The sequence below is a fragment of the Mesorhizobium sp. M0011 genome (assembly GCF_040324155.1).
In the GTDB taxonomy this organism is placed as follows: Bacteria; Pseudomonadota; Alphaproteobacteria; order Rhizobiales; family Rhizobiaceae; genus Mesorhizobium.
In genome coordinates this window covers 120,033-141,539 of the sequence record NZ_JAMYVQ010000007.1, presented here as the reverse complement: position 1 = coordinate 141,539, position 21,507 = coordinate 120,033, and the positions used below count along the sequence as shown (strand labels likewise).

At 62.7% G+C, this 21,507-nt stretch carries 24 protein-coding genes and 1 pseudogene; 17 read left to right on the top strand and 8 right to left on the bottom strand.

The genetic code is table 11. The features are described from left to right. The first annotated feature begins 19 nt into the window (after positions 1–19). The 4 genes from NKK51_RS10665 (at position 20) to NKK51_RS10650 (ending at position 3,761) form a co-directional block, all read left to right on the top strand. Positions 20–358, top strand: a complete 339-nt coding sequence (locus NKK51_RS10665; RefSeq protein WP_013532112.1) for an XdhC family protein — start codon at positions 20–22, stop codon at positions 356–358. 65 nt (positions 359–423) lie between these two features. Further along, complete coding sequence (locus NKK51_RS10660; RefSeq protein WP_352552703.1) at positions 424–1,161, top strand: XdhC family protein; 738 nt, start codon at positions 424–426, stop codon at positions 1,159–1,161. A 66-nt stretch (positions 1,162–1,227) separates the two neighbouring features. After that, positions 1,228–2,838, top strand: coding sequence for an NTP transferase domain-containing protein (locus NKK51_RS10655; protein ID WP_352552701.1), 1,611 nt, complete (start codon positions 1,228–1,230; stop codon positions 2,836–2,838). A 32-nt stretch (positions 2,839–2,870) separates the two neighbouring features. Further along, complete coding sequence (locus NKK51_RS10650; protein ID WP_352552699.1) at positions 2,871–3,761, top strand: alpha/beta hydrolase; 891 nt, start codon at positions 2,871–2,873, stop codon at positions 3,759–3,761. A gap of 28 nt (positions 3,762–3,789) precedes the next feature. Here NKK51_RS10650 and NKK51_RS10645 read toward each other — a convergent pair whose 3' ends face one another. Then, positions 3,790–4,842 carry a DUF1176 domain-containing protein gene (locus NKK51_RS10645; protein ID WP_352552698.1) on the bottom strand — a complete coding sequence of 351 codons (1,053 nt, stop codon included), beginning with the start codon at positions 4,840–4,842 and terminating at the stop codon, positions 3,790–3,792. Positions 4,843–4,979: 137 nt separating this feature from the next. Here NKK51_RS10645 and NKK51_RS10640 point away from each other — a divergent pair, with 137 nt between their 5' ends. After that, the gene (locus NKK51_RS10640) at positions 4,980–5,432 is read left to right on the top strand and encodes a DUF1993 domain-containing protein (protein WP_352552696.1); all 453 of its coding nucleotides are present in this window, start codon (positions 4,980–4,982) and stop codon (positions 5,430–5,432) included. Positions 5,433–5,479: 47 nt separating this feature from the next. Here NKK51_RS10640 and NKK51_RS10635 read toward each other — a convergent pair whose 3' ends face one another. Beyond that, complete coding sequence (locus tag NKK51_RS10635; protein WP_023810361.1) at positions 5,480–5,644, bottom strand: hypothetical protein; 165 nt, start codon at positions 5,642–5,644, stop codon at positions 5,480–5,482. A gap of 412 nt (positions 5,645–6,056) precedes the next feature. On the opposite strand from NKK51_RS10635, the gene NKK51_RS10630 reads away from it, so the two are divergent. The 3 genes from NKK51_RS10630 (at position 6,057) to NKK51_RS10620 (ending at position 9,014) form a co-directional block, all read left to right on the top strand. Beyond that, entirely contained in the window at positions 6,057–6,512 is a 456-nt protein-coding gene (locus NKK51_RS10630; RefSeq protein ID WP_352552695.1) for a hypothetical protein, read from the top strand. A 115-nt stretch (positions 6,513–6,627) separates the two neighbouring features. Further along, on the top strand, positions 6,628–7,695 hold the full coding sequence (locus tag NKK51_RS10625; RefSeq protein WP_352552694.1) for an aldo/keto reductase: 1,068 nt from the start codon (positions 6,628–6,630) through the stop codon (positions 7,693–7,695). 53 nt (positions 7,696–7,748) lie between these two features. Then, positions 7,749–9,014, top strand: coding sequence for a cysteine desulfurase-like protein (locus NKK51_RS10620; RefSeq protein ID WP_352552692.1), 1,266 nt, complete (start codon positions 7,749–7,751; stop codon positions 9,012–9,014). 15 nt (positions 9,015–9,029) lie between these two features. Here NKK51_RS10620 and NKK51_RS10615 read toward each other — a convergent pair whose 3' ends face one another. The 5 genes from NKK51_RS10615 to NKK51_RS10595 all read right to left on the bottom strand — a co-directional run bounded on the left by NKK51_RS10615 (position 9,030) and on the right by NKK51_RS10595 (position 14,758). Next, positions 9,030–10,058 (bottom strand): histone deacetylase family protein, encoded by a 1,029-nt coding sequence (locus tag NKK51_RS10615; RefSeq protein WP_128303302.1) that lies wholly within the window; start codon positions 10,056–10,058, stop codon positions 9,030–9,032. After that, the gene (locus NKK51_RS10610; protein WP_352552691.1) at positions 10,055–10,567 is read right to left on the bottom strand and encodes a GNAT family N-acetyltransferase; all 513 of its coding nucleotides are present in this window, start codon (positions 10,565–10,567) and stop codon (positions 10,055–10,057) included. Before NKK51_RS10610 ends, NKK51_RS10615 begins: the two co-directional genes overlap by 4 nt. A gap of 226 nt (positions 10,568–10,793) precedes the next feature. Further along, positions 10,794–11,723 (bottom strand): 3,5-dioxohexanoate:acetyl-CoA acetone transferase, encoded by a 930-nt coding sequence (gene kce / locus NKK51_RS10605; protein ID WP_352552689.1) that lies wholly within the window; start codon positions 11,721–11,723, stop codon positions 10,794–10,796. Positions 11,724–11,733: 10 nt separating this feature from the next. Beyond that, positions 11,734–13,113: an aminotransferase family protein gene (locus NKK51_RS10600; protein ID WP_352552687.1), complete on the bottom strand. Its 1,380-nt coding sequence runs from the start codon at positions 13,111–13,113 to the stop codon at positions 11,734–11,736. Between the two features lies 1 nt (position 13,114). Continuing rightward, positions 13,115–14,758, bottom strand: coding sequence for a N,N-dimethylformamidase beta subunit family domain-containing protein (locus tag NKK51_RS10595; RefSeq protein WP_023810369.1), 1,644 nt, complete (start codon positions 14,756–14,758; stop codon positions 13,115–13,117). Positions 14,759–14,912: 154 nt separating this feature from the next. Here NKK51_RS10595 and NKK51_RS10590 point away from each other — a divergent pair, with 154 nt between their 5' ends. The 7 genes and pseudogenes from NKK51_RS10590 to NKK51_RS10560 all read left to right on the top strand — a co-directional run bounded on the left by NKK51_RS10590 (position 14,913) and on the right by NKK51_RS10560 (position 19,438). After that, positions 14,913–15,161, top strand: coding sequence for a ParB N-terminal domain-containing protein (locus NKK51_RS10590; protein WP_013532091.1), 249 nt, complete (start codon positions 14,913–14,915; stop codon positions 15,159–15,161). A gap of 127 nt (positions 15,162–15,288) precedes the next feature. Next, positions 15,289–15,774, top strand: coding sequence for an SRPBCC family protein (locus NKK51_RS10585; RefSeq protein WP_352552685.1), 486 nt, complete (start codon positions 15,289–15,291; stop codon positions 15,772–15,774). A gap of 43 nt (positions 15,775–15,817) precedes the next feature. After that, positions 15,818–16,774: an alpha/beta fold hydrolase gene (locus NKK51_RS10580; RefSeq protein ID WP_352552684.1), complete on the top strand. Its 957-nt coding sequence runs from the start codon at positions 15,818–15,820 to the stop codon at positions 16,772–16,774. Positions 16,775–16,963: 189 nt separating this feature from the next. Further along, a pseudogene (locus NKK51_RS10575) lies at positions 16,964–17,179 on the top strand (GFA family protein); the annotation flags it as partial. 150 nt (positions 17,180–17,329) lie between these two features. Further along, entirely contained in the window at positions 17,330–17,527 is a 198-nt protein-coding gene (locus NKK51_RS10570; RefSeq protein ID WP_013532087.1) for a hypothetical protein, read from the top strand. Positions 17,528–17,716: 189 nt separating this feature from the next. Next, positions 17,717–18,589, top strand: coding sequence for an undecaprenyl-diphosphate phosphatase (locus NKK51_RS10565; protein WP_023810374.1), 873 nt, complete (start codon positions 17,717–17,719; stop codon positions 18,587–18,589). Between the two features lie 72 nt (positions 18,590–18,661). Then, positions 18,662–19,438, top strand: a complete 777-nt coding sequence (locus tag NKK51_RS10560) for a phosphodiester glycosidase family protein (protein WP_128303307.1) — start codon at positions 18,662–18,664, stop codon at positions 19,436–19,438. Positions 19,439–19,510: 72 nt separating this feature from the next. Here NKK51_RS10560 and NKK51_RS10555 read toward each other — a convergent pair whose 3' ends face one another. Beyond that, positions 19,511–19,786, bottom strand: a complete 276-nt coding sequence (locus NKK51_RS10555; RefSeq protein ID WP_245490376.1) for a hypothetical protein — start codon at positions 19,784–19,786, stop codon at positions 19,511–19,513. Here NKK51_RS10555 and NKK51_RS10550 point away from each other — a divergent pair. Continuing rightward, the gene (locus NKK51_RS10550; RefSeq protein WP_502895807.1) at positions 19,674–20,675 is read left to right on the top strand and encodes a glycoside hydrolase family 25 protein; all 1,002 of its coding nucleotides are present in this window, start codon (positions 19,674–19,676) and stop codon (positions 20,673–20,675) included. The genes NKK51_RS10555 and NKK51_RS10550 overlap by 113 nt on opposite strands. A 154-nt stretch (positions 20,676–20,829) precedes the next feature. Next, complete coding sequence (locus tag NKK51_RS10545) at positions 20,830–21,438, top strand: class I SAM-dependent DNA methyltransferase (RefSeq protein ID WP_352440177.1); 609 nt, start codon at positions 20,830–20,832, stop codon at positions 21,436–21,438. Positions 21,439–21,507 lie beyond the last annotated feature (69 nt).

The window sequence follows — 21,507 nt, the reverse complement described above, 5'->3', positions numbered from 1 at the left end:
GACTTCTGGAGAAACGGTCATGGAAAACAGCATTTATCTGGATGAGGCCCGCGACCCGCTGATCATTGCGGAGGGCTGGATGAAGGACGGCAAGGACGTGGCCATCGCGACAGTGGTCGAGACCTGGGGGTCGGCGCCTCGACCTGTAGGCAGCCATCTGGTCATCGACGCCGACGGCAATTTCCACGGCTCCGTCTCGGGCGGCTGCGTCGAAGGCGCTGTGGTCAGCGAGGCCATCGACGTCATCGACAGCGGCAAGGCCAGGATGCTGGAATTCGGCGTTGCCGATGAAACCGCCTGGCAGGTCGGCTTGTCCTGTGGCGGCCGCATCAAGGTGTACGTGGAAAGACTGGGCTAGAGCATGATCCCAAAAAGTGGGACCCGGTTTTTGGACAACGTCATGCTCGGACAAGAGATTTTCTGATGGATACCTACACCTTAAAAACTTTGAACGCCGAACGACGCGCTCGTCGTGCGGCGATCATTGTCACCGATCTCGGTGACGGCCGCGACCGCATCGTACGCGAGGGCGATCAGGTCGCCGGCGATCTCGGCGCCGCGATCGCCAAGGCGTTCCGCACAGGCAACTCCGGTTCGGTCGAAGCAGAGGGGCGAACCTTCTTTCTCAACGCGCATCTGCCGCAGCCGCGTCTGGTCGTGATTGGCGCTGTCCATATCAGCCAGGCGCTGGCGCCGATGGCGAAGATCGCCGGCTATCCCGTGGAGATCATCGACCCCCGCACCGCCTTCGCCACGCCGGACCGCTTTCCCGATGTGGCGCTTCACGCCGAATGGCCGGAGGATGTGCTGAAGCGTCAGCCGCTGGACAGCTACACCGCACTTGCCGCCGTCACCCATGATCCGAAGGTCGATGATTTCGCGCTGAAGGCCGCGCTCGACGCCAACTGCTTCTATGTCGGGGCGCTCGGTAGCAGGAAGACGCATGCCAAGCGGGTCGAACGCCTGCTGGCGCTGGGCGCGAGCGCCGATCAGATCGCCCGTATCCATGCGCCGATCGGGCTCGACATCGGTGCTGCCAGCCCGGGAGAGATCGCCGTTGCAGTGTTGGCCCAGGCGATCCACGCCTTCCGCTCGCGCGGGCTCGATGCCTCCGCATCGGCTCCAAAATCGAAATCGATTTTGGAAAAGCACGATGCGTAGATTCAAAATAGCAGAGCGTCCGTTGCGCGTCCAAAAGGACGCGCGGCGTTCTGCGGGCGCGGCGGCGTGAAATTCGGCCCGATCCCGATTGAGACGGCGGAAGGCGCGGTGCTGGCGCACTCGACCACCGCCGGTGAACGCCGCTTCCGCAAGGCGCACAGGCTCAGCGCCGAAGATGTGGCGCTGCTGCGGGCTGCCGGTGTTTCCGAGGTCGTTGCGGCTGTGCTGGCTGAGGACGACCTCGGCGAGGATGCGGCCGCGCAAACGATTGCCGAGAGCATGGCCTTTCGCGGCATCGAGGCCAGGCCGGCCGCGACCGGGCGGGTCAACCTCCACGCCAAGGCGCCGGGCATCTTCACGGTCGATGCCGCTGTCATCGATGCCATCAATGCCATCGATCCCGCCATCACCATCGCCACGCTGGCGCAGCATGCGCCGGTGGAGAAAGGCCAGATGGTCGCGACCGTGAAGATCATCCCCTTCGCGGTCAGTGCAGCGCTGGTCGGCGCCGCGACAGAAATCTGCGCCGCAGGCGAGATCTTTGCCGTCAATGCCTACCGGCCCGTGCGTGTCGGCGTCATCCAGACGGTTCTACCCGGCATCAAGCCTTCCGTGCTCGACAAGACGCTGCGCGTCACCGAAGCGCGGCTGGCGCGTACGGGCGGCAGATTGACGGCCGAGCGCCGCACGCCGCATGAGATCGCGCCGGTGGCGGAGGCCACGGCTTCGCTGGCACGCGACAATGACATGGTGGTGATCTTCGGCGCCTCGGCGATGAGCGATTTCGCCGATGTCATTCCCGCGGCGATCGAGAGGGCGGGTGGTGCAGTCATCCGCGCGGGCATGCCGGTCGATCCCGGCAATCTGCTGGTGCTGGGCACGCTCGGCGGTAAGCACGTCATCGGCGCGCCCGGCTGCGCCCGCAGCCCCAAGGAGAATGGTTTCGACTGGGTGCTGGACCGGTTGATCGCCGGTATCGACGTGACCGCCAGGGATATTGCCGGCATGGGGGTCGGCGGGCTGTTGATGGAAATCCCGACACGGCCGCAGCCGCGCGAACCGCTGCCGGCCAAATCTCAGCTCAAGGTCGGCATCGTGCTGCTGGCGGCCGGCCGGTCGAGCCGCATGGGCGGGCCGAACAAGCTGCTGGCGCTGTTCGACGGCAAGCCGCTGGTGCGCCGCACCGCTGAGCGGGCGCTTGGCTCGAAGGCGTCCAGCACTGTCGTCGTCACCGGCCACCAGCGCGAGCGGGTGCGCGCGGCACTGGCGGGCCTCGACGTGACCTTCGCCGACAATCCCGATTTTGCCGAGGGCCTGTCCACCTCGCTGAAAGCCGGCATCGCCTATCTGCCGGAAGATTCCGCCGGCGTGATGATCGTTCTCGGTGACATGCCTGATATCACGTCCGACGACCTCGACAGATTGATCGATGCTTTCCGCAAGGCCGGCGGCAATGCGGTGGTCCGCGCCTCGCATGACGGCAAGCGCGGCAATCCGGTGCTGTTGCCGCGTTCGCTGTTTCCCGCGATCGCCCATCTCGAAGGCGACACCGGCGCGCGCCATCTGGTCGAGACCGAAGGGCTCGATGTCATCGATGTCGAGATCGGCGCGGCGGCATCTGTCGATGTCGACACGCGCGAGGCGCTGGAAGGCGCCGGCGGCGTGCTGCAGGATTGACAAACCCAAGCTGAATTACGCATGCCTTGGACATGTCTATTCGCCGCCAAATTTTCTGTGCCTTTGCAGTCGCGACCGCGTTGCTGTCTTCGGCCGCGCAAAGTCAGGCGTTGTCCCTAAAACCCTTCAAGGACGATCTCTTCGCCTATCCAGCCACGCTGTCGTCCGACACCAATGGCGCCTACACGGTCATCGATTACCGCGAGATGCGCGACATCAACCAGCGTGACCAGGTGCCCGAGCGGCGGGTGAACGCCCAATATACCGACGCCAGCGTGCGCAAGGTGCAGCAGGATCTGTTGCTGAAGACCGATGCCGGCGATGTCAGGCATGTCGCCGTCGGCAAGACCGAGGGCGCCGGCATCATCGTGCTTTACCTGCACGGGCAGGGCGGCAGCCGCAAGCAGGGTGTCGACGACTTCACTTTCGGCGGCAATTTCAACCGGCTCAAGAACCTCATGGCCAGCAATGGCGGCCTCTATCTCAGTCCTGATTTCCCCGATTTCGGCGATACGGGAGCGGCGCAGGTGGCGGCGCTGATCGGTCATTATGCCGAACAGTCGCCCGGCGCGAAGATCTTCGTCGCCTGCGGCTCGATGGGCGGCGCGCTGTGCTGGGAGCTGGCCGCGCGCAAGGACACGGGCGGACGCATCAATGGTCTGCTGCTGCTCGGTTCGCTGTGGGATGAGAGCTTTTTCACCAGCCCGGCCTTCAAGCGCCGCGTGCCGGTCTTCTTCGGCCAGGGCAGCCACGACGTGGTCTACCCCGTGGCAAAGCAGGAGGCGTTCTTTCGCTCGATCCTGGCCAAATCGAAGACCTATCCGACCCGCTTCGTCCGTTTCGAGACCGGCACCCATGGCACGCCGATTCGCATGACCGACTGGCGCGGCACACTCAACTGGATGCTGTCGAAGGCGCCCTGATCGATCAGCCTGCAAGCTCGTGTGAGGCTCAGGGCGCGGTGTTGTAGTCGACGACAGTCTCGGGGTTTTGCTCCCCGTCATAGGACGCATCGACGTCGTACTGGACCAGCGAGAAATTGCCGTTGCGAAACAGGTACGTCCCCGCGTCGGACGCATCGCCGATGCCGCGCCACTTGTTGAACGTGGTGATCGTGTGGGCGGCTTCGTCATAGTCGGAATTGACTGCCCAGCCGGACGTCTGGAAACCGACGATGGTCATGCCCAGCAATTTGCCGTTGCTGTCATTGTTCTCGTAGCGGATATCCATTTTGGGTTCGGCGAACTGCAATTGCTGCACGCCCGATGTCTCGTCGGTCATGTAGTAGACCGAGCTTTCATTGTAGGCGGCGGCCGAGCAGGAAAAATGGAACAGTCGCGTTTCCTTGTCGGGATCGCCGGGCTGCGCATCCTTGTCCTTGTATTTGATCGAAAAAACGGTCGGATCATTGGCGAGGAACTGCTTGTCGCACTGGTCGCCATAGGTTGCCAGAAAGGCCTTCTTGGCCTGCTCCAGTGCGGTGTCTTTCTTTGGCGGTGGCGGGCCATCGCCGCAGCTTGGCGGCAGCGCCTCCTCGAAATCGGCAGTGGAGGGCTTCAGTGCCCCTTTCTCGATGTGGATCGGATCGAAGGGTGGCTCCACTTGTGTCTGGGCATTCACCTGGCGCAGCGTGTAGCACCCGGCAAAGACCTTTTTGCCGCCGCTCTTGTCGGTGGCGCGGACGGCGACGGGGACGTTGTAGAAAATGCTGCCGGCCGCACCTTCGTCGGAAACAGCCCCGGTCTGGACTTCGACCTTGTCGGTGCCATCATAGCCCTTGACGAAACTGTCGAAATCCTTTGCCGGCTTTGTATCGCCGAAATAACCCCAGGCGCGGGCGAATTCGTGCCGGCTGATGGCGCTGTACAGCGAACGGACAACCGCATCGGCGCTTGACCGATCGTCGATATAGGGCGCTTCGGAGGCATCGTCGGCAGCCAATACCGTCTGGCCGATCGGTGCCAGGGAGAGAAGGGCAGTCGCTGCGAAAAGGGCGCGTCTCATCGGGAACCTCCGCTCGATAGAGGATTCTACGACGGCGATTGCGGCAACGTGGTGACGCAGCGTCGGCGGTCTTGAAAAATCGTGCGCGAAGGCGCTACGTCGCGTCCGCCGGCGTTCGGCCGGACAGGAGATTTGACGTGACGATATCGATGTATGAGGCATCCGTGCCGGTGTTTGCAGCCAGGCTGAAAGCGCTTTCCAATGTGCTGGCGACCGCCGAACAGAATGCGCTTGACCGCAAGATCGATCCGCAGGTGTTTCTGACGTCGCGGCTGGCGCCAGACATGTTCGCCTTGACCAGGCAGGTGCAGATCGCCACCGATCATGCCAAGGGCGCGCCGTCGCGGCTCGCCGGCCGCGAAGTGCCGAAATACGAAGACAATGAGGCGAGTTTCGCCGATGTCCAGGCTCGCATCACGAAAACCCTGGACCTTCTGGCGTCATTTTCGGCTGCCGAGTTCGACGGCTCCGACGACAAGATCATCGAATTGAAGCTCGGCGGGCGCGAAAGCTCTATGCCCGGCATGCAGTATCTGCTGCATGTGGCCATGCCCAACTTCTATTTCCATCTCACCACGCTAAGGAATTGAGTTTTTTGGAGATGTCCCGGATCGATCCGGGACATCTCCGGAAGTACCTAGCGAATGGACATTTCGCGGGCGATGCGGGGGAAGTCGGCCGGCTTGATCCCGATGTCGGCGCGGTCGGCATTGCTCATCGAATGAAGCAGCGCGAGCGCCGAGCGGTATCTCAGATGTTCCTGCGGCCGAGGCCGGGCGAACATTTCAGTGAAGAAACCCATGATTCAAGCCCCAAATTGGTCCTCCACGCCAGCCAATATAGGTGAATCGTGACAATTGTGCAGTGCAGCATTTGCATACCTGCCATGTCTTGGCGAATTTTTGCCTTGGCGAATCTTTCGCCATTTTCTGCAACCCGGTGAAACTTTTGGCCGACGCGCACCGTAGCCTCGAATGCTGGCTACATGGCCGGTTTTTCCTCGCCACTCCTGGCGAATTCCGGACTGCGTGAAAATGCAGTCCGGCTTTTGTTTTTGGGATTGCGGTGGGTCAAGCGGTAGACGAGGCGAAGGCTAAATTCGTTAAGATCGGTGCCATGCATTTTTAACGAGCCGGTTCTATGCTTTGATACCCGAATGGTCGGGCGAGGGGGAGGCTGACATCGCTACTGGCGCCAAGCGGGATTTCGCTTCGTTGCTCGACGACCTCTTCATCGCCCCCGACAAGAATGGCGAGGGCGAAGAGGCCGGCGCTCGTCCATCCATCCCGTTCGACTATCTTTCGGTGGCCGATGAACTCCATTCCGGCCGCATCAAGGTTTCCGCTGCCGAATATCGCGAGGCGGGCGCGGATCTGGCGACGGAATTCGCCGCCTTGCTCGATCATGCCAGGCTGGCTCTCGCCGGCGAAGAGCCAAAGCCCGAGGAAAAGCTGCCGCCGATCGATCCCGAAGCCATCGCCATGGAACTCGGCCTCAATCAGCCCAAGCAGGTCGCCGACTTCAGCCGCATGCGCCGCAGCTTTGCCTTTGCCAACCATCCCGACCGTGTCGCCCCGCATCTGCGCCAGCGCGCCATGATCCGCATGCAAGTGGCCAACATGCTGATCGACGAGGCCAAGCGCCGTGCACTGGCCGGTGCTCGCCGCTAACCCGGCTGGTTCACGCAAAGGTCGGTCTGGCGAGGCTTGGAGAGCGGCTCTGCTTTGCCTATAGATGCGGCTTCCTCCGCGCAGTCGCGCCAGCCTTCCTCCGGAGCCGAATTTCATGCACAAACGCCGTCTCGGTCGGACCGATCTTCTTGTTACCCAGATCTGCCTGGGCTCCATGACCTGGGGCCAGCAGAACACCGAGGCGGAAGGCCACGCCCAGATGGACCTGGCCTTTTCCCGCGGCGTTAATTTCATCGACACCGCCGAGCTCTACCCGATCCCGCCCAAGGCGGAGACGCAAGGGCGAACCGAAAAGATCATCGGCAGCTGGATAAAGGCCAACCGCAACCGCGACAAGGTGATCCTGGCCTCGAAGGTCGTCGGCCGCACGGCCAACAGCTGGTTTCGCGGCGACAGGCCGTCGCAACTGGTGCGAGCCGATATCTTTGACGCCATCGACAAGTCGCTGGCCAAGCTCGGCACCGACTACATCGACCTCTATCAGATCCACTGGCCGGAGCGGGATATCCCCTGGGGCGCCAACCCGACGCGCGTCGGCGCCGTATCGCCGCGCGCCGATTCTGTCGGCGCACCGGCCGACGAAACATCGATCGCCGAGACGCTTGCCGTGTTCGACGAGTTGGTGAAGGCAGGAAAGATCCGCCATTTCGGCCTATCGAACGAGAGTTCCTGGGGCGTGATGCAGTTCCTTGCCGAAGCCGACAAGGGCATCGGGCCGCGCGTCGCGTCGATCCAGAATGCCTACAATCTCGTCAACCGCACCTTTGAGGTGAACCTCGCCGAGGTCTGCGAGCGCGAGCAAGTGTCGCTGCTGCCCTATTCGCCGCTGGCACAGGGATACCTGACTGGCAAATACGACCATGGCGCGCGGCCTCAGGGCTCGCGCACGCAGCTATTCAACCGCGGCCAGCGCTACGAGACGCCAGGTGCTGCCGAAGCACAACTTGAATACAATGAGCTGGCGCGCTCCTTTGACCTGGAGCCGGCACTGTTTGCCAATGCCTATGTCTCAAGCCGGCCGTTCGTAACCTCCAACATCGTCGGCGCAACGACGCTTTCGCAGCTCGACATGGCGCTGTCTTCCGTCGATGTCGTCTGGACCGAAGAAATGCAGAAGGCGGTGGATGCGATCCATCAGCGGGTCGGTAATCCCTGTCCTTGAACGGGGATTGGCCGCTGGCCGAATCCAATGATTACAATGGGAGAAGGGCAACAATGAATTTTCCGATCGAGCTGGTCCGCGAAAGATTTCCCGCTCTCTCCCTGACCGACAAGGGCCGTCGCCGCATCTATCTCGACAATCCGGCCGGCACGCAGGTGCCGCAAGTCGTCGCAGACGCCGTGTCGCGCTGTCTTTTGACTACCAACGCCAACCTTGGCGGCTATTTCGAAACGACGATTGCCGCGCAGGCCGTCGTCGATGAGGCGCATCGGGCAATGGCCGATTTCCTTGGTGCGGCGAGCCCGGAAGAAATCATCATCGGCGCCAACATGACGACGCTGACCTATCACATGTCGCGCACGCTCGGCCGCACGATGAAGCCCGGCGACGAGATCATCCTCACCCGCATGGACCATGAGGGCAATGTGTCGCCCTGGCTGCAGCTGGCCGAGGATCTCGGCCTCGTCGTGCGCTGGCTGCCGTTCGACGAAAAGAGCTGGCAGGTCGAAGAGGCGACGCTCGCCGGGTTGCTATCCGACAGGACCCGGCTGGTCGCGTTGAACTATGCCAGCAACCTGACTGGTTCCATCAACCGGGTGAAGGCGCTGAGCGCCATCGCCAGGAACGCCGGCGCGCTGGTCTATGTCGATGCCGTGCAGTTCGCCCCGCACGGCCTGATCGACGTTCAGGAGCTCGGCTGCGATTTCTTGATCTGTTCGGCCTACAAATTCTTCGGCCCGCATATGGGCATTTTGTGGGGCCGGCATGATGTCATCGATGATCTGAAACCCTACAAGTGCCGCTGTTCATCCAACGGCCTGCCGGAGCGGTTCGAGCTGGGCACGCCGCAGATCGAACTGATGGCCGGCCTCACGGCCGCGGTCGATTACTTCGCCAACCTTGGCGCGGCAGCGGGCGAGGGTGGATCGCGAAGGCAGAAGATCGCCAAGGCGTTCGCGGTGTCGATCGCCTATGAAAACCCGCTGGCGCAACAGCTGATCGACGGTCTGTCCGATATCGAGGGTCTGACCATCCACGGCATCACCGATCCGAAGCGGATTGGCGAGCGCGTGCCGACGGTGTCCTTCACCGTCGACGGCATCGTGCCGGAGACGATCGTACGGCAGATGAACGCCGAGAACATCTTCCTGTGGTCGGGGCACAACTATGCCTGGGAGATCGTCCATCAACTCGGCATCCCGGCCGAGTATGGCGTCGTGCGCATCGGCATCGCTCACTACAACACATCTGCCGAAATCGACGAGACGCTGGAGAGCGTGCACCGGGTCATCGCCATGCTCAGGCAGCAGCGCTCCTGACACTGGCTTGAGTACTCACCGCATCTTGCCGCCGAAGCCGGTGAGGAACGCGGTGAGATTGTCGCCGAGTTCGTCGCAGAGGTAGCCGCCCTCCTGGACGATGACCGTCGGCAGGTCGAGCTTTGCGATGGCCTCGCCGATGCGCGAGAAACCCGGCGTCGTCACCGAAAGTCCGCCGAACGGATCGCCCTCGAACGCATCGAGCCCGAGCGCCACGACCAGCGCGTCGGGCGAAAAGGCACGGATGCGCTGGAACGCTACCTCGAGCGCTTCGAGAAACGCCGCGTCGGCAGATTTGCGTGGCAGCGGCAGGTTGAAATTGTAGCCGAGGCCTGGCCCTTCGCCGCGCTCGTCGGCATGGCCCCAGAAGAACGGGTAGAAACGCACGGGATCGGCATGCAGCGAGACGGTCAGCACATCCGGTCGTGCATAGAAGATGCCTTGCGTGCCGTTGCCGTGATGCAGGTCGACATCGAGGATCGCCACCCGTGCGGCCTGTTTACGCAGAGCCTGTGCGGCGACGGCCGAATTGTTGATGAAACAGAAGCCGCCGGCGACATCGGCAAAGGCGTGGTGACCGGGCGGGCGGCATAGCGCGTAGGCGGCCGGTACGCCTGACATCACCGCCTCGGCCGCATCGACCGCGCTCCAGACGCTCCACAGCGCGCTTTGCCAAGTCTCGCCCGAGATCGGGCAAGCAGTATCGGCCATGTGGTAGCCGGCCTGCCCGACTGCCGAGGCCGGGTAGGAGCCGTTGCGCGCGATCGGATGGATGTTGGGGATCACTTCGGCCGAAGCGCCCTCGATGCGCTGCCAGCGCGCGTAGATATGCTCGAGGAAATCCAGATATTCGGGCGTATGCACAGCCGCGACCGGGCCGAGCCCATGATCCCGAGACCGCTCGATCGTGCAACCGGCGGATAATGCGCCGGCTAACAATCTTTCGACGCGCTCCGGCTTTTCCGGATTGGGCTGCGCCGCACCGCTTGACAGAAAGGCCTTGGGGTCGTGACGCTTCTGTTCCTCGGCGTAGAAGGCTTTCATTCCTGCTCCTCATTCTCGGCCGTGTCGACGAAGGCAAAGAAGGCATCGCCGATGATCTTCTGGGTCTGTTCGTAGCTCGACCAGGCGATGCCCAGCCTTTCATAAAAGGCCTTGGCGCCCTCATTGTCGGTGTCGACGGATAGCCTCAGATACACGCCGCCTTCTTTCCGGCACTGCGCCGCAACGTGCCTCAGCAGCCGCTCGCCGATCTTGCGGCCGCGAAAACGATCCTCGACATAGAGGTCCTGCACATAGACGCCAGGCCGCCCCATCCAGGTTGAAAAGATCGGAAAATGCAGGCAAAGCCCGGCAAATTCCCCGCCGACTTCGGCGATCAGGGTGGAGAAGGATGGCTTTTCACCAAAGCCGTAGGTGCGCAGATCATCCGCTGTCGAAATGATCTCCTCGGGCGCACCGATATGCGTGCCGAGTTTCAGGATCGCCGTGTGGATGGTTTCGACGTCATCGAGAGTGCCGGGGCGGAGGACGATTTTGGGCGGTTGGTTCACGGCAGGCAGGGCGCCCAGGCACCCCCCTCTGTCCTGCCGGACATCTCCCCCGCAAGGGGGGAGATTGGCAGTTTTGATACTACCGCCCATCCTGCAACGTTGGAAGTTGGCGAAAGCCGAAATGACATCCGATCTCCCCCCTTGCGGGGGAGATGTCCGGCAGGACAGAGGGGGGTGCGAAGGAACGCAATCATTTCAGATTGTCTCCCTTTCAAACGCCAGCATCTCAAAACGCCACCCGGTCGCCGCCCTTGAGCGCCAGCATGTCGCGCGCTTCGGTGGGGGTTGCAACCTCCAGCGACAGCCCATCGAGAATGCCACGGATGCGGCGCACCTGATCGGCATTGGATTTCGCCAGCTGGCGTCCGTCATAGAGACTGTCTTCCAGCCCGACGCGGACATTGCCGCCCATTGCCGCGGCGATCGAAATCAGCGGCATCTGCTGGCGGCCGGCGGCCAGCACCGAGAACTGGTAGCTGTCGCCGAACAATTTGTCGGCGATCCGCTTCATGTGGACGAGATTGTCCGGGTCGGCGCCAATGCCGCCCAGAATGCCCAGCACGAACTGGATGAACAGCGGTCCCGACACCAGTCCCCGGTCGCGGAAATGCGCCAGCGAATAGAGATGGCCGACATCGTAGCATTCGAACTCGAAGCGCGTGCCGCAGCCCTTGCCCAGCCTCTCCAGCACGCCCTCCATGTCCGCGAAGGTGTTCTTGAAGATCGTGTCGCGGGTGGCTTCCAGCAGCTTCGGCTCCCACTCGTGCTGCCATTCCCTCGGCTTGTCGAGCATCGGGAACAGCGCGAAATTCATCGAACCCATGTTGAGCGAGCACATTTCGGGCTCGGCTCTGAGCGGTGCCGCCAGCCGCTGGTCCAGGGTCATCAACGACGAGCCGCCGGTGGTGATGTTGATCACTGCATCGGTCGCCTGTTTGATGCGCGGCAGGAACTGCATGTAGACGTCCGGATCGGCGGTCGGGCGGCCGTCACTCGGATCGCGGGCGTGCAGATGCAGGATCGAAGCACCGGCTTCTGCGGCGGCGATCGCGTCGGCGGCGATCTGGTCCGGCGTCACCGGCAGATAGGGCGACATCGACGGCGTGTGCACCGAGCCGGTGACAGCGCAGGTGATGATGACTTTTCTAGGCGCCATCTTTGTCGCCTCAGCCTTCGACCGGTAGATCGAGTTCGGAGGCCAGAACGTCCAGCGAGTCGCCGATGATGGAGACGATCTCGCCGACCTGCTCCCTGGTGACGATCATCGGCGGCGCGACCATGAAATTGTCGCCGTCGACGCCGCCCTTGACCCTGCGGCCATAGATGATCAGCCCGCGCTGATAGGCGAGGTCGAGCAGCCGTTGCGTGGCTTTCTTGGTCTGGTCGATCGGTCGGAGCGTCTCGGGATCGGCAACCATCTGGGCGCCGGTGAGCAGGCCCTTGCCGCGCACGTCGGCAATGAACGGAAACCGCTTCGCCAGCCCCTTCAGCCCGTCCATCAGCACGTCGCCCATGGCAGCCGCATTGGCGATCAGGTTGAGCCGGTCCATTTCACCGAGCACAGCCAGCCCGGCGGCGCAGGCCAGCGGGTTGCCGGCATAGGTGTGGCCGTGCTGGAAGCCGCCGGCGTCAAGCAGCGGCTGCACCAGCCGCATCGGGGCGGTGAGCGCGCCAAGCGGCGCATAGCCCGAACCCAGCCCCTTCGACAGCGCGACGATGTCGGGCTTGCAGTTCCAATGGTCGCCGCCGAGGAATTTGCCGGTGCGACCGGCCCCGCTCATCACCTCGTCGTGGATGAGCAGGATTCCGTAGCGGTCGCAGATCTCGCGGATGCGCGGATAGTAGCTGTCGGGCGCCACCAGGGCTGAGGTCGCCGCGCCACCGATCGGCTCCATGATGAAGGCCACCACGCTCTCAGGCCCTTCGGCCAGGATCTTTTCTTCCAGCATGTCGGCATAGCGGATGCCGCGCTGTTCCATCGAGAGATTGTCGCGGTCGCGCCAGGCGTTCGGCGCCGGCACGGTCGGCATCACCCGCATCATCGGCTCGAACGTTTCGGCCAGCGCATCGTCGCCGGTGATCGAGAGCGAACCCAGCGTGCCGCCATGATAGGAGGGGAAGCGCGTGATCACCTTCCAGCGGCTGGCCTGTCCGGTGGCAACGGCCCATTGCCGCGCCAGCTTGATGCAGGATTCCGTCGCCTCCGAGCCGCCCGAGACGAAGAAGATGCGGTCCATGCCTTCCGGCAGCTTGCCGGCCAGTTCGCGTGCCAACTCCTCGGCCGGCTCGTTCTCGAAATGCAGCCGATAGGCGAAGGTGGCGCGGTCCATCTGCCGCTTCATGGCATCCAGCACGTTGCGGTTGGAATGGCCGATATTGGCGACCATCGGGCCGCTCGAGCCGTCGATAAAGCGGCGGCCGTCCTGCGTCCACATATAGATGCCCTCGGCACGGTCGATCAGCGGCCGGCGCAGGCTGGACAGATAGAACAGATGCGAGTCTCGCCGGACTTCGGTTTCTTCAACGGCGGATTGGATTTTCGACATATCAGGGCTTTCCGAGGTAACGATCGAGGACATTTTTTGTGACGCGTTCGACCATCGGGTCCTGTCTTAGCAGGCCGGCGACCCATTCGCAGCTTCCGGCGTGGAACACCTCGCCCTTGCCGCGCGGGAAATTGACGATCATGCCATTGCCGCGTTTGACCTTTTCCAGATTGGCGTCGCTCGCCTCTCCGAACAGTGTTTCGGCGGTGAAGCGACCGTCTTCGTCGGTGAGGAACTGATCCTCGATCGGAATGTCGGCGCTTTCCTCGACCTGGGATGCCATGCCGACCGCGAGAACCTGCAGGCCGTCTGGCGCGCCGCTGGTCGCTGTGGGGTAGGGCAGGCCGCCGCGTATCTCGAAGTCGAGCCCATCGACTTCATAGCCATAGACATGGCTGTCGGAGCCCAGCAGGTCACCATAATAGATGCCGGTGCCGGCAAAGGCCCAGTGCTCCGGCCGGTAGACCGGAAAGCCACGCACGCCGCGCGGCGCGCAACCGCCCCAACCGGTATAAACCCCGCGCGTGGCGTTGAGCCCGAAGGTCGCCGAACCCGGCCGGCCGATTTCCGGCGCTTCCCAGGAGTTGGTGGCGCGGGTGATGTCGCCGCCTGGGAGATAGGCGGGGTCTTCGGCACGCGCGCGATATTTGTAGCAGACCTGCCGGCGGGCCTCGTCTTCCAGCCGCGTCTGCCACATGAAATTGCCGGCAAAGCGCGCCGCATGGCCGCCGCGCTCGACATAGGCGTCGACGGCATCGCGCATTTCCCAGGTCCAGTATTCGTCATGGCCGACGAAGACGGCACAGTCGTAGCCGTCGAGAATTTCGGACGAAAAATGCAGATCGTGCTGGCTGATGAGATCGACGCCATAGCCGGCCTGTTCGGCGAAGCGGAAGAAATGGCTGTCATAGCTGGCCCAGCCCGAAGAGGCGTATTTCTTCGAATGGCCTGTGGCGAGCGCCCATTCCATATGCGGATAGCGGGGAATCGTCTTGGGTGGCACGGCGACTTCCAGCGGCACGCGCGGCGCGTCTTTCGGCAGCACGACGAAGCCGCGGCACCAGGGGCGTTGCGTCGACACGATGGGCGAATACTGGTTGCGATCCGGCCCGGTGATGCCCTGGTAGTGGTTGGAGCCGCCCCAGGTGTTGTAGGCCAGCCATGTGCCTGTCGCAGCCACCTGCAGCACACGGCCGGGTTTACGGCCCGGCTGCGGGCTGACGATGAAAAGATGATGGGATTGGATCGGTTTGCCGTCGCGGCCGTCGGCGGTCAGCGTGACCCGATAGGCGCCGGACGGCCAGTCCGCCCCGACGCGAAATTCGAAGGATACGTCCCAGCCGCAGCCTTCAACCGAACACTGGTCAGGTGTGTCCTGCCGGCGTGCCGCGATGCCCGATTTTTCGAACGCTTTGGTCTCGCTGCCGCCATCCCGGGTGATTGTCATGCCGAAGTTCGGAGCTGTCGAACTGACATGCAACGCCACCGTTTCGCCGGCGCGATAGGAAAAGCGGTCGCTGTAGCACCAGATCTCGCCGCGCTCGCCATCCATCCCCGGCCATTCGTAGTAATGGCCACGCACCGCGTGGCGGCGCTGCTCCGGCGTCAGTCCGAAATCGGGGAATTCGGTCGGCAGATGGGTCATGAACACCTGAAAGGTCGAAGGCCGCCATTTCGGCGATCTGCTGTCGTTGCGTCAAATGGAAACGATCGGACCAGCATTCGTTAGCCGCACCCTTGGCCGCCTCCATCAAACGGACTATCTCAGGGCAGGCGGCGTTTCCGCCACGGGGGTCGGAATGCTCAGAGTGCAAAAGGTCAAAGTCGACGAGATCTACGTGCCGACAGCGCGCAAGAAGACGCTGCATCCCGAGACCGTCCGCCATCTGGCCGAGGACATTCTGGAAAACGGCATGAAGACGCCGATCCAGGTCCGCCATGACGGCAAACGCCACATCCTCGTCGAAGGCCTGCACCGGCTGGAAGCGGCAAAGTGGCTCGGCGAGACCGAAATCGAGGCTTATCTGGTGCAAGCCAAGCGCCACTGACACTCCTTCGTTCCCCACGGACCGACGCGGAGCAGGGACGTCATCGCAAAATTTTCGCGGACGATGTCGGTTTGCGGTTCATCGGCTCGTCCTTGGGACGGAAGCAGATCAAACGCAGGACGCCATCATGACCATCAAGCTCGACATCGCCCCCACCAACGACCGTGAACTGGTTCTTGCCCGCATCATCGATGCGCCGCGTGAGAACGTCTATCGCTGCTGGACCGATCCGAAACTGATCACGCGCTGGTTCTCGCCAAAGCCGTGGACGACGCCGCGCGCCGAGATGGATGTGCGCACCGGCGGCTCGAGCCTTGTCGTCATGGCTAGCCCGGACGGCAACGAATTCCCCAACCCGGGAGTCTTCCTCGAAGCCGTTCCCGGCAGGAAGATCGTCTTCACCGACGCCTACACAGAGGCTTGGCAGCCTTCGGAGAAGCCGTTCATGACCGTCGTGCTGACCTTCGAGGACGAGGGCAACGGCAAGACGCGCTACATCGCTCGGGTCAGGCACTGGAGCGTCGCCGACCGCGAACAGCATGAGAAGATGGGTTTCCACGAGGGTTGGGGACAGTGCGCCGACCAGCTCGAAGAACTCGCCAAAACGCTTTGATCCGCATGACGCTCTGATACCGGCAGGACGAGAGGAGATCGATATGTCCAAAACCCTGTTTTTCGCCATTCTTGCTTCGGTTGTAGCGCTCGTTGGCTGCCCAGGCACCACCAATGCGGAGGAGACAAAACCCGCCATGACGACTGAGACGAACGCACTGCCGAAGCCGGAAAAGTCTGGCCTGCTGCCGATCAACGGCCTGAATTATTATTATGCCATCTATGGCAAGGGCGAGCCGCTGCTTCTGCTGCATGGCGGTCTCGGCACCACGGATATGTTCGCGCCGATCCTGCCGAAACTTGCCGAAAACCGCACCGTCATCGGCGTCGACCTGCAGGGTCACGGTCGCACCGCGCTGGGTGACCGACCATTCACCGTGGAAGCGATGGGCGACGACATGGCCGCCATCGTCAAGGCGCTCGGTTACGACCAGGTCGATGTCATGGGCTATTCGCTGGGCGGCGGCGTCGCCTTCCGCATGGCCGTCCAGCATCCCGAAGCGGTGCGCCGCCTCGTCCTGGTATCGACCGGCTACGCCACGGACGGCTTCTATGACGAGATGCGTCCCCAGCAGGCACAGGTGAGCGCGGCTGCGGCTGAGTTCATGAAGGACACGCCGATGTACAAATCCTACGTCGCGGTGGCGCCGCATCCGGAGGAGTTCCCGAAGCTCCTCGATGCGCTGGGCGGCTTCATGCGTCAGAACCGCGACTACTCGGCCGACGTCGCCAAGCTGAAGATGCCTGTCCTGCTGGTCTATGGCGACAGCGATATGTACAAGCCCGAACACGAGATCAAGTTCTATCAGATGCTCGGCGGCGGGCTGAAGGACGCCGGCTGGATGCGCGAGAACCTGTCGCAGAACCGCCTGGCGATCCTGCCCAACCGCACCCACTACGACACTTTCTTCGCCCCCGAACTGACGGCCGCCGCGCTGCCGTTCCTCAACGGCCAGACCAAGGTCAAAACCTGGGACGAGGTCGTGGGCGAAACGGAGTGAAAGCCAAAGCCGCCGGCTGTTGGCAGGCAGCCGGCATTCCATGGCAGCCATGACGGCTTTCGGCGTCATGGCTTCCTCCACTCGCATCAACGTAAGCGATGGCGTTGTATCAAAGGTTTTCAATTGACCCAATCGGCTCCGCCGATACCTTGCGCGCCTATTCTCCCCACCAGTGGATCGATCCAGACAATGGCAAGATATGAGGGCGGATGCCTGTGCAAGGCGGTGCGCTACCGCGCGGACGCGGCCCCCATCAACGAACGCGTCTGCCACTGCCGGGTTTGCCAGAAGGCGATCGGCGCCGCATTCAACGCACGCGTCCTGTTTCGCATCGACGACGTCACGATCGACGGGCCGCTGGCGACGATAAACTCTTCGCCGGATCTCAAGCGCGGCTTTTGCCCGATCGACGCGCTACGCCAGCGAGAAGGAAGAACGCAACCATGGCCAAAATTTAATCCAAATCGACACGAGGTAGCCGGCAAAGCGTCATTGGCGGGCCATCATTGTCTCCCTATTTATGGGTCGCGGGTACGGCATTCGAGGAGACGACGGATGAACGACAGCATCAGCACCCTGGACGAGCTTTTGAGCGATCCGATGGTCCTGCTTGTGATGGAGCGCGATCGTGTGCGCCCCGAACAGGTGCGCATGCTGCTCGAACGGGCTCGCCGGCCTTCGACCGATGAGCCCGAAGTGCCGCCGGCGCATGTGATCGCCAGGACATGCCAGAAACTCTGGCTCTGCCCGTAGTCGCTTTGCGATTTTCCCTGTGTATCTCAAGCCGGCTCCAAGGTGGGCCGGTTTTCGAACGGCGTGCACTTCGGCACGCCAGCTTACAAATCCGTAAATTGATTATCCGGCCCATGACGATAAGGCTTGTCGGGGATTGACCGGTGGTCGGTCCACGCAACTCTGATCTCTCATGCACGGAATTCGATTTTGGCCGACATCTGCACACAAGGCCTGGACACGGGCTTCGTCGGGCTGGGGTTCGCCAAGGTGGCGTTCCTCGGCGTGGTGCAAGGCATCACCGAACTGTTGCCGATTTCCTCGACCGCCCATATGCGCATCGTGCCGGCCGTGCTCGGCTGGCAGGATCCTGGCTCCGCCTTCTCCGCCGCCATGCAACTCGCGGCTCTTGCCGCGGTGGTCAGCTATTTCTGGAGTGATGTCAGGAATATCCTGTTTGGTTCGTTCGACGCTCTGGCGCGACGCGATTTCGCCGACCGGCATTTCAAGCTGGCGCTCTGGATCGTGCTGGCGACGATCCCGATCGTCATCGCCGGCGTGGCGCTGTCGGGCGTGCTCAACGCCTGCAATTCGCCGCTACGCAGCCTAACGGTGATCGGCTGGGCCTGCATCGCAATGGCGATCTTGCTGGCGCTGGCCGAGATCTTTGCCCGTCACCGGCGCAGCATGGGCGGTGCGTCGCTGACCGATGCGCTGCTCGTCGGTGTTGCCCAGATCGGCGCGCTTGTCCCCGGCGTCTCGCGCTCGGGCTCGACCCTGACGGCGGCACTGGGGCTCGGCTTCAAGCGGGCCGAGGCGGCGCGCTTCTCGTTCCTGCTCGGGTTGCCGGCGATTGCACTCGCCGGCCTTAAGGAACTCTGGGAACTGCACAAGGTCCATCTCGACGCCCATGGGTGGTCGGTCCTTGCCGTCGGGCTGGTCGTCGCCTCGATCTCCGCCTTCTTCGCCATATGGGGGCTGATGCACGTGCTGGAGCGTTTCTCGGCCTGGCCGTTCGTCATTTATCGCGGCCTGCTCGGTGTCGTCCTGCTGCTGGGCGTGGCGATGGGATGGCTCGTCTAAGGCAAGTTCCACAGTATCGCTTGAAACGGGCTATATCCGTACCGGACCTCGAACTTCGATTCCGGTACGCACATGGATTTTTTGACCCTCCTGCAATCACTGCCGTTGCTGCTGGCGTTGGCCAAGGGCGCACTGCCGTCGGTGGCGGCATTTGGCCAGTGGGCCGCTTCACTGCCGCCATGCCGGGACTTCACCTTCGAGGCGACCAGCTATCTCGTTTGCGAGGTCGATCCGAAACGATACCAGCTCGAGCTGTTCTGGAAGGATGCGGCGGGCAAGCCGTTTCAGTCGCTGCACAATCTGCATGCCGCGCAACAGGCGATCGGGCGCACGATGGTGTTCGGCATCAATGCCGGCATGTATCACCCTAACCTCGCGCCGGTCGGCCTCTATGTCGAGCGTGGCCAGGAGATGGCCTCGGTGAAAACGGGATCGGGAAGCGGCAATTTTTCCCTGCAGCCGAACGGCATTTTCTACCTGCGCGACGGCAAGGCCGCGGTTCGTGCCACTCGGGATTTCGTGAAAAGGCGCCCGACCGTCGACTATGCGACGCAATCGGGGCCGATGCTGGTGATCGACGGCAAGCTGCATCCAAAATTCCAGGCTGACGGCACTTCGCGGAAAACCCGCGACGGTGTCGGGGTGCGAAAGGACGGCGTCGCGGTCTTTGCGATTTCGAACGGCACAGTGACCTTCCATGCCTTCGCCCGGCTTTTCCGCGACGCGCTTGGCTGCGACAACGCGCTGTTCCTCGACGGCACGATATCAAGCTTGTTTGCGCCTGCCATCGGCCGCAAAGACGACTACTGGAATCTCGGGCCGATGATCGGCGTTTTCAGGAAATCCTAGCCGGTTTTCCACCGCGCTTACCCACACGCGGTATGGGCGAAAAAAATTGATTCAAACTTTATTGGTAATTTCTCATTCATAACTGATCCGGTTTGTCCGTCGGCTGTCGTTTTGCCCTCGGTCTGTTGTGTTTTGAGTACAGGTCCAGATGCGGATTCCGGGCGTCGTCAGTTTTTTGATCGCATCGCTATGCCTTGCCGGCTGCTCTTCAACGGCCGGCGTCGACGCGCTGGATTTGCAGAAACCGTCCAACGAGACCACCAGTTCCGTGATTCGGCCGCCGGCACCGATCGCCGCTGCTCCGGCGGCAAGGGGCAACAGGGCGGCAAGGGCCGAATTGGCCCCCATGTCTGACAACGGTCCGAGGCGCCCGTTTGGTTTGGCGGAGGAGGAAGAGACGGGGGTGTTTGCCGCACCTGATGTGCCTGATCCCCAAGTGCCTGATGTCGGCGGGTTGCCGGTCGAGCCGGCAGCCTTGGTGTCGCCGCCCAAGCTGTTGACCCGCGCGGCACCGGCCATGCTTGCCGGGCCGCTCACCCGTTACGGTTTTCGTGATGCCAAGCCTATCAATTTCGGCAAGGCTTCGCCTCGCCGCCTTGCAGTGCACGGCGTCGACGTCTCGCGTTGGCAAGGCAACGTGAATTGGGACAAGCTGCGCGCCCAGGGCGCCAACTTCGCCTACATCAAGGCGACCGACGGTGGCGACCACCTCGATCCGATGTTCATGAAAAACTGGCGCAACGCCGACGCCGCCGGCTTGAAGCGCGGCGCCTATCATTTCTTCTACTGGTGCCGCACGGCCGGCGAGCAGGCGGACTGGTTCATCCGCAACGTGCCCAGGGTCGAAGGCGCACTGCCGCCGGTGATAGACGTCGAGTGGAACGGCGAGTCCAGCTGCAAGCGCCGGCCGTCGCGCGAAAAGGTGCTGGAAAAGATGCAGGTGTTCATGGACAAGCTGGAGCGCCATTACGGCCAGCGTCCCATCATCTACACCGCGCCCGATTTCTACCGCGACAATCTCAGGGGCGAATTCCTCGACTATCCGTTCTGGCTGCGTGCCGTGGCCCAGCATCCGTCAAAGGTCTATCCCGGCCGCAAATGGCTCTTCTGGCAGTATTCCGGCTCCGGCCTGTCGCACGGCGTCACCGGCCGTATAGACCTCAATGTCTTCCATGGCGACGAACGGCAATGGCGCGCCTGGGCCGGGGGCCGGCAGACGGTAGCCGACGCCAACTGAGACAGTCGTCAGTCCCGGCGCGCTTCGCTCTGCCTGATGCCCGCGGTCTGGGCAAGCGCGATATCGGACTGCTCGATGGACACGCTTCCGCCGGCAGCATTCGCTGAGGAAAGTGTCCGGCTCTTTGACCGACATGGACGCATGGGAGGAAAAGATGGGTGTGTCATCGGAGGCTCTGGCGCAGAGCCGTCAAACGATCAGCGCCTACGAGGATTATGCCGAACAATATGATGCCACCGTGCGCCATGTTCCCAACGAGAGGGAGCAGGCATCGCTGAAGCGCCTGGTGGCAATCGCCGGTGCAGGCGGCCGGATTTTGGAAGTCGGGTCCGGAGCCGGATATGACGCGGATTTTCTGGAGACTTTGGGTGTCAAAGTCCGGCGCACCGACGCAACCAAGCGGTTTCTGGAACTGCAGGCCGCGCGTGGCAAGCATGGCGAGTTGCTCGATCTCATCACCGATGATCTCGGCGGCCCCTACGACGCAGTCCTGGCCCTATGCGTCCTCATCCATGTGCCTCGCGACGAGACCGACCAGGTACTTGCCAAGATAGCCGGGTCGCTGCGGCCGGGCGGCGCCTTCCTCGTCTCGATGCGCAATGGCGACGGCGAGACATCAGGCGAATATCACATGGTCTACTGGCGCAGGGACGACTTCGCGGCCCGTCTCGAAGGCGCCGGGCTCGTCCTCATCAGGGACGATTTCAACGTCGGCCGCGATAGCGAAGAATGGAACACGTTCCTGGCCGTCAAGCCTGCATGACCCGCCGAACGCTGTCGCTGTTTGCGCTGCTCAGCCTTTTCAGATTTCGCGAATAAGCAAGACATTGCC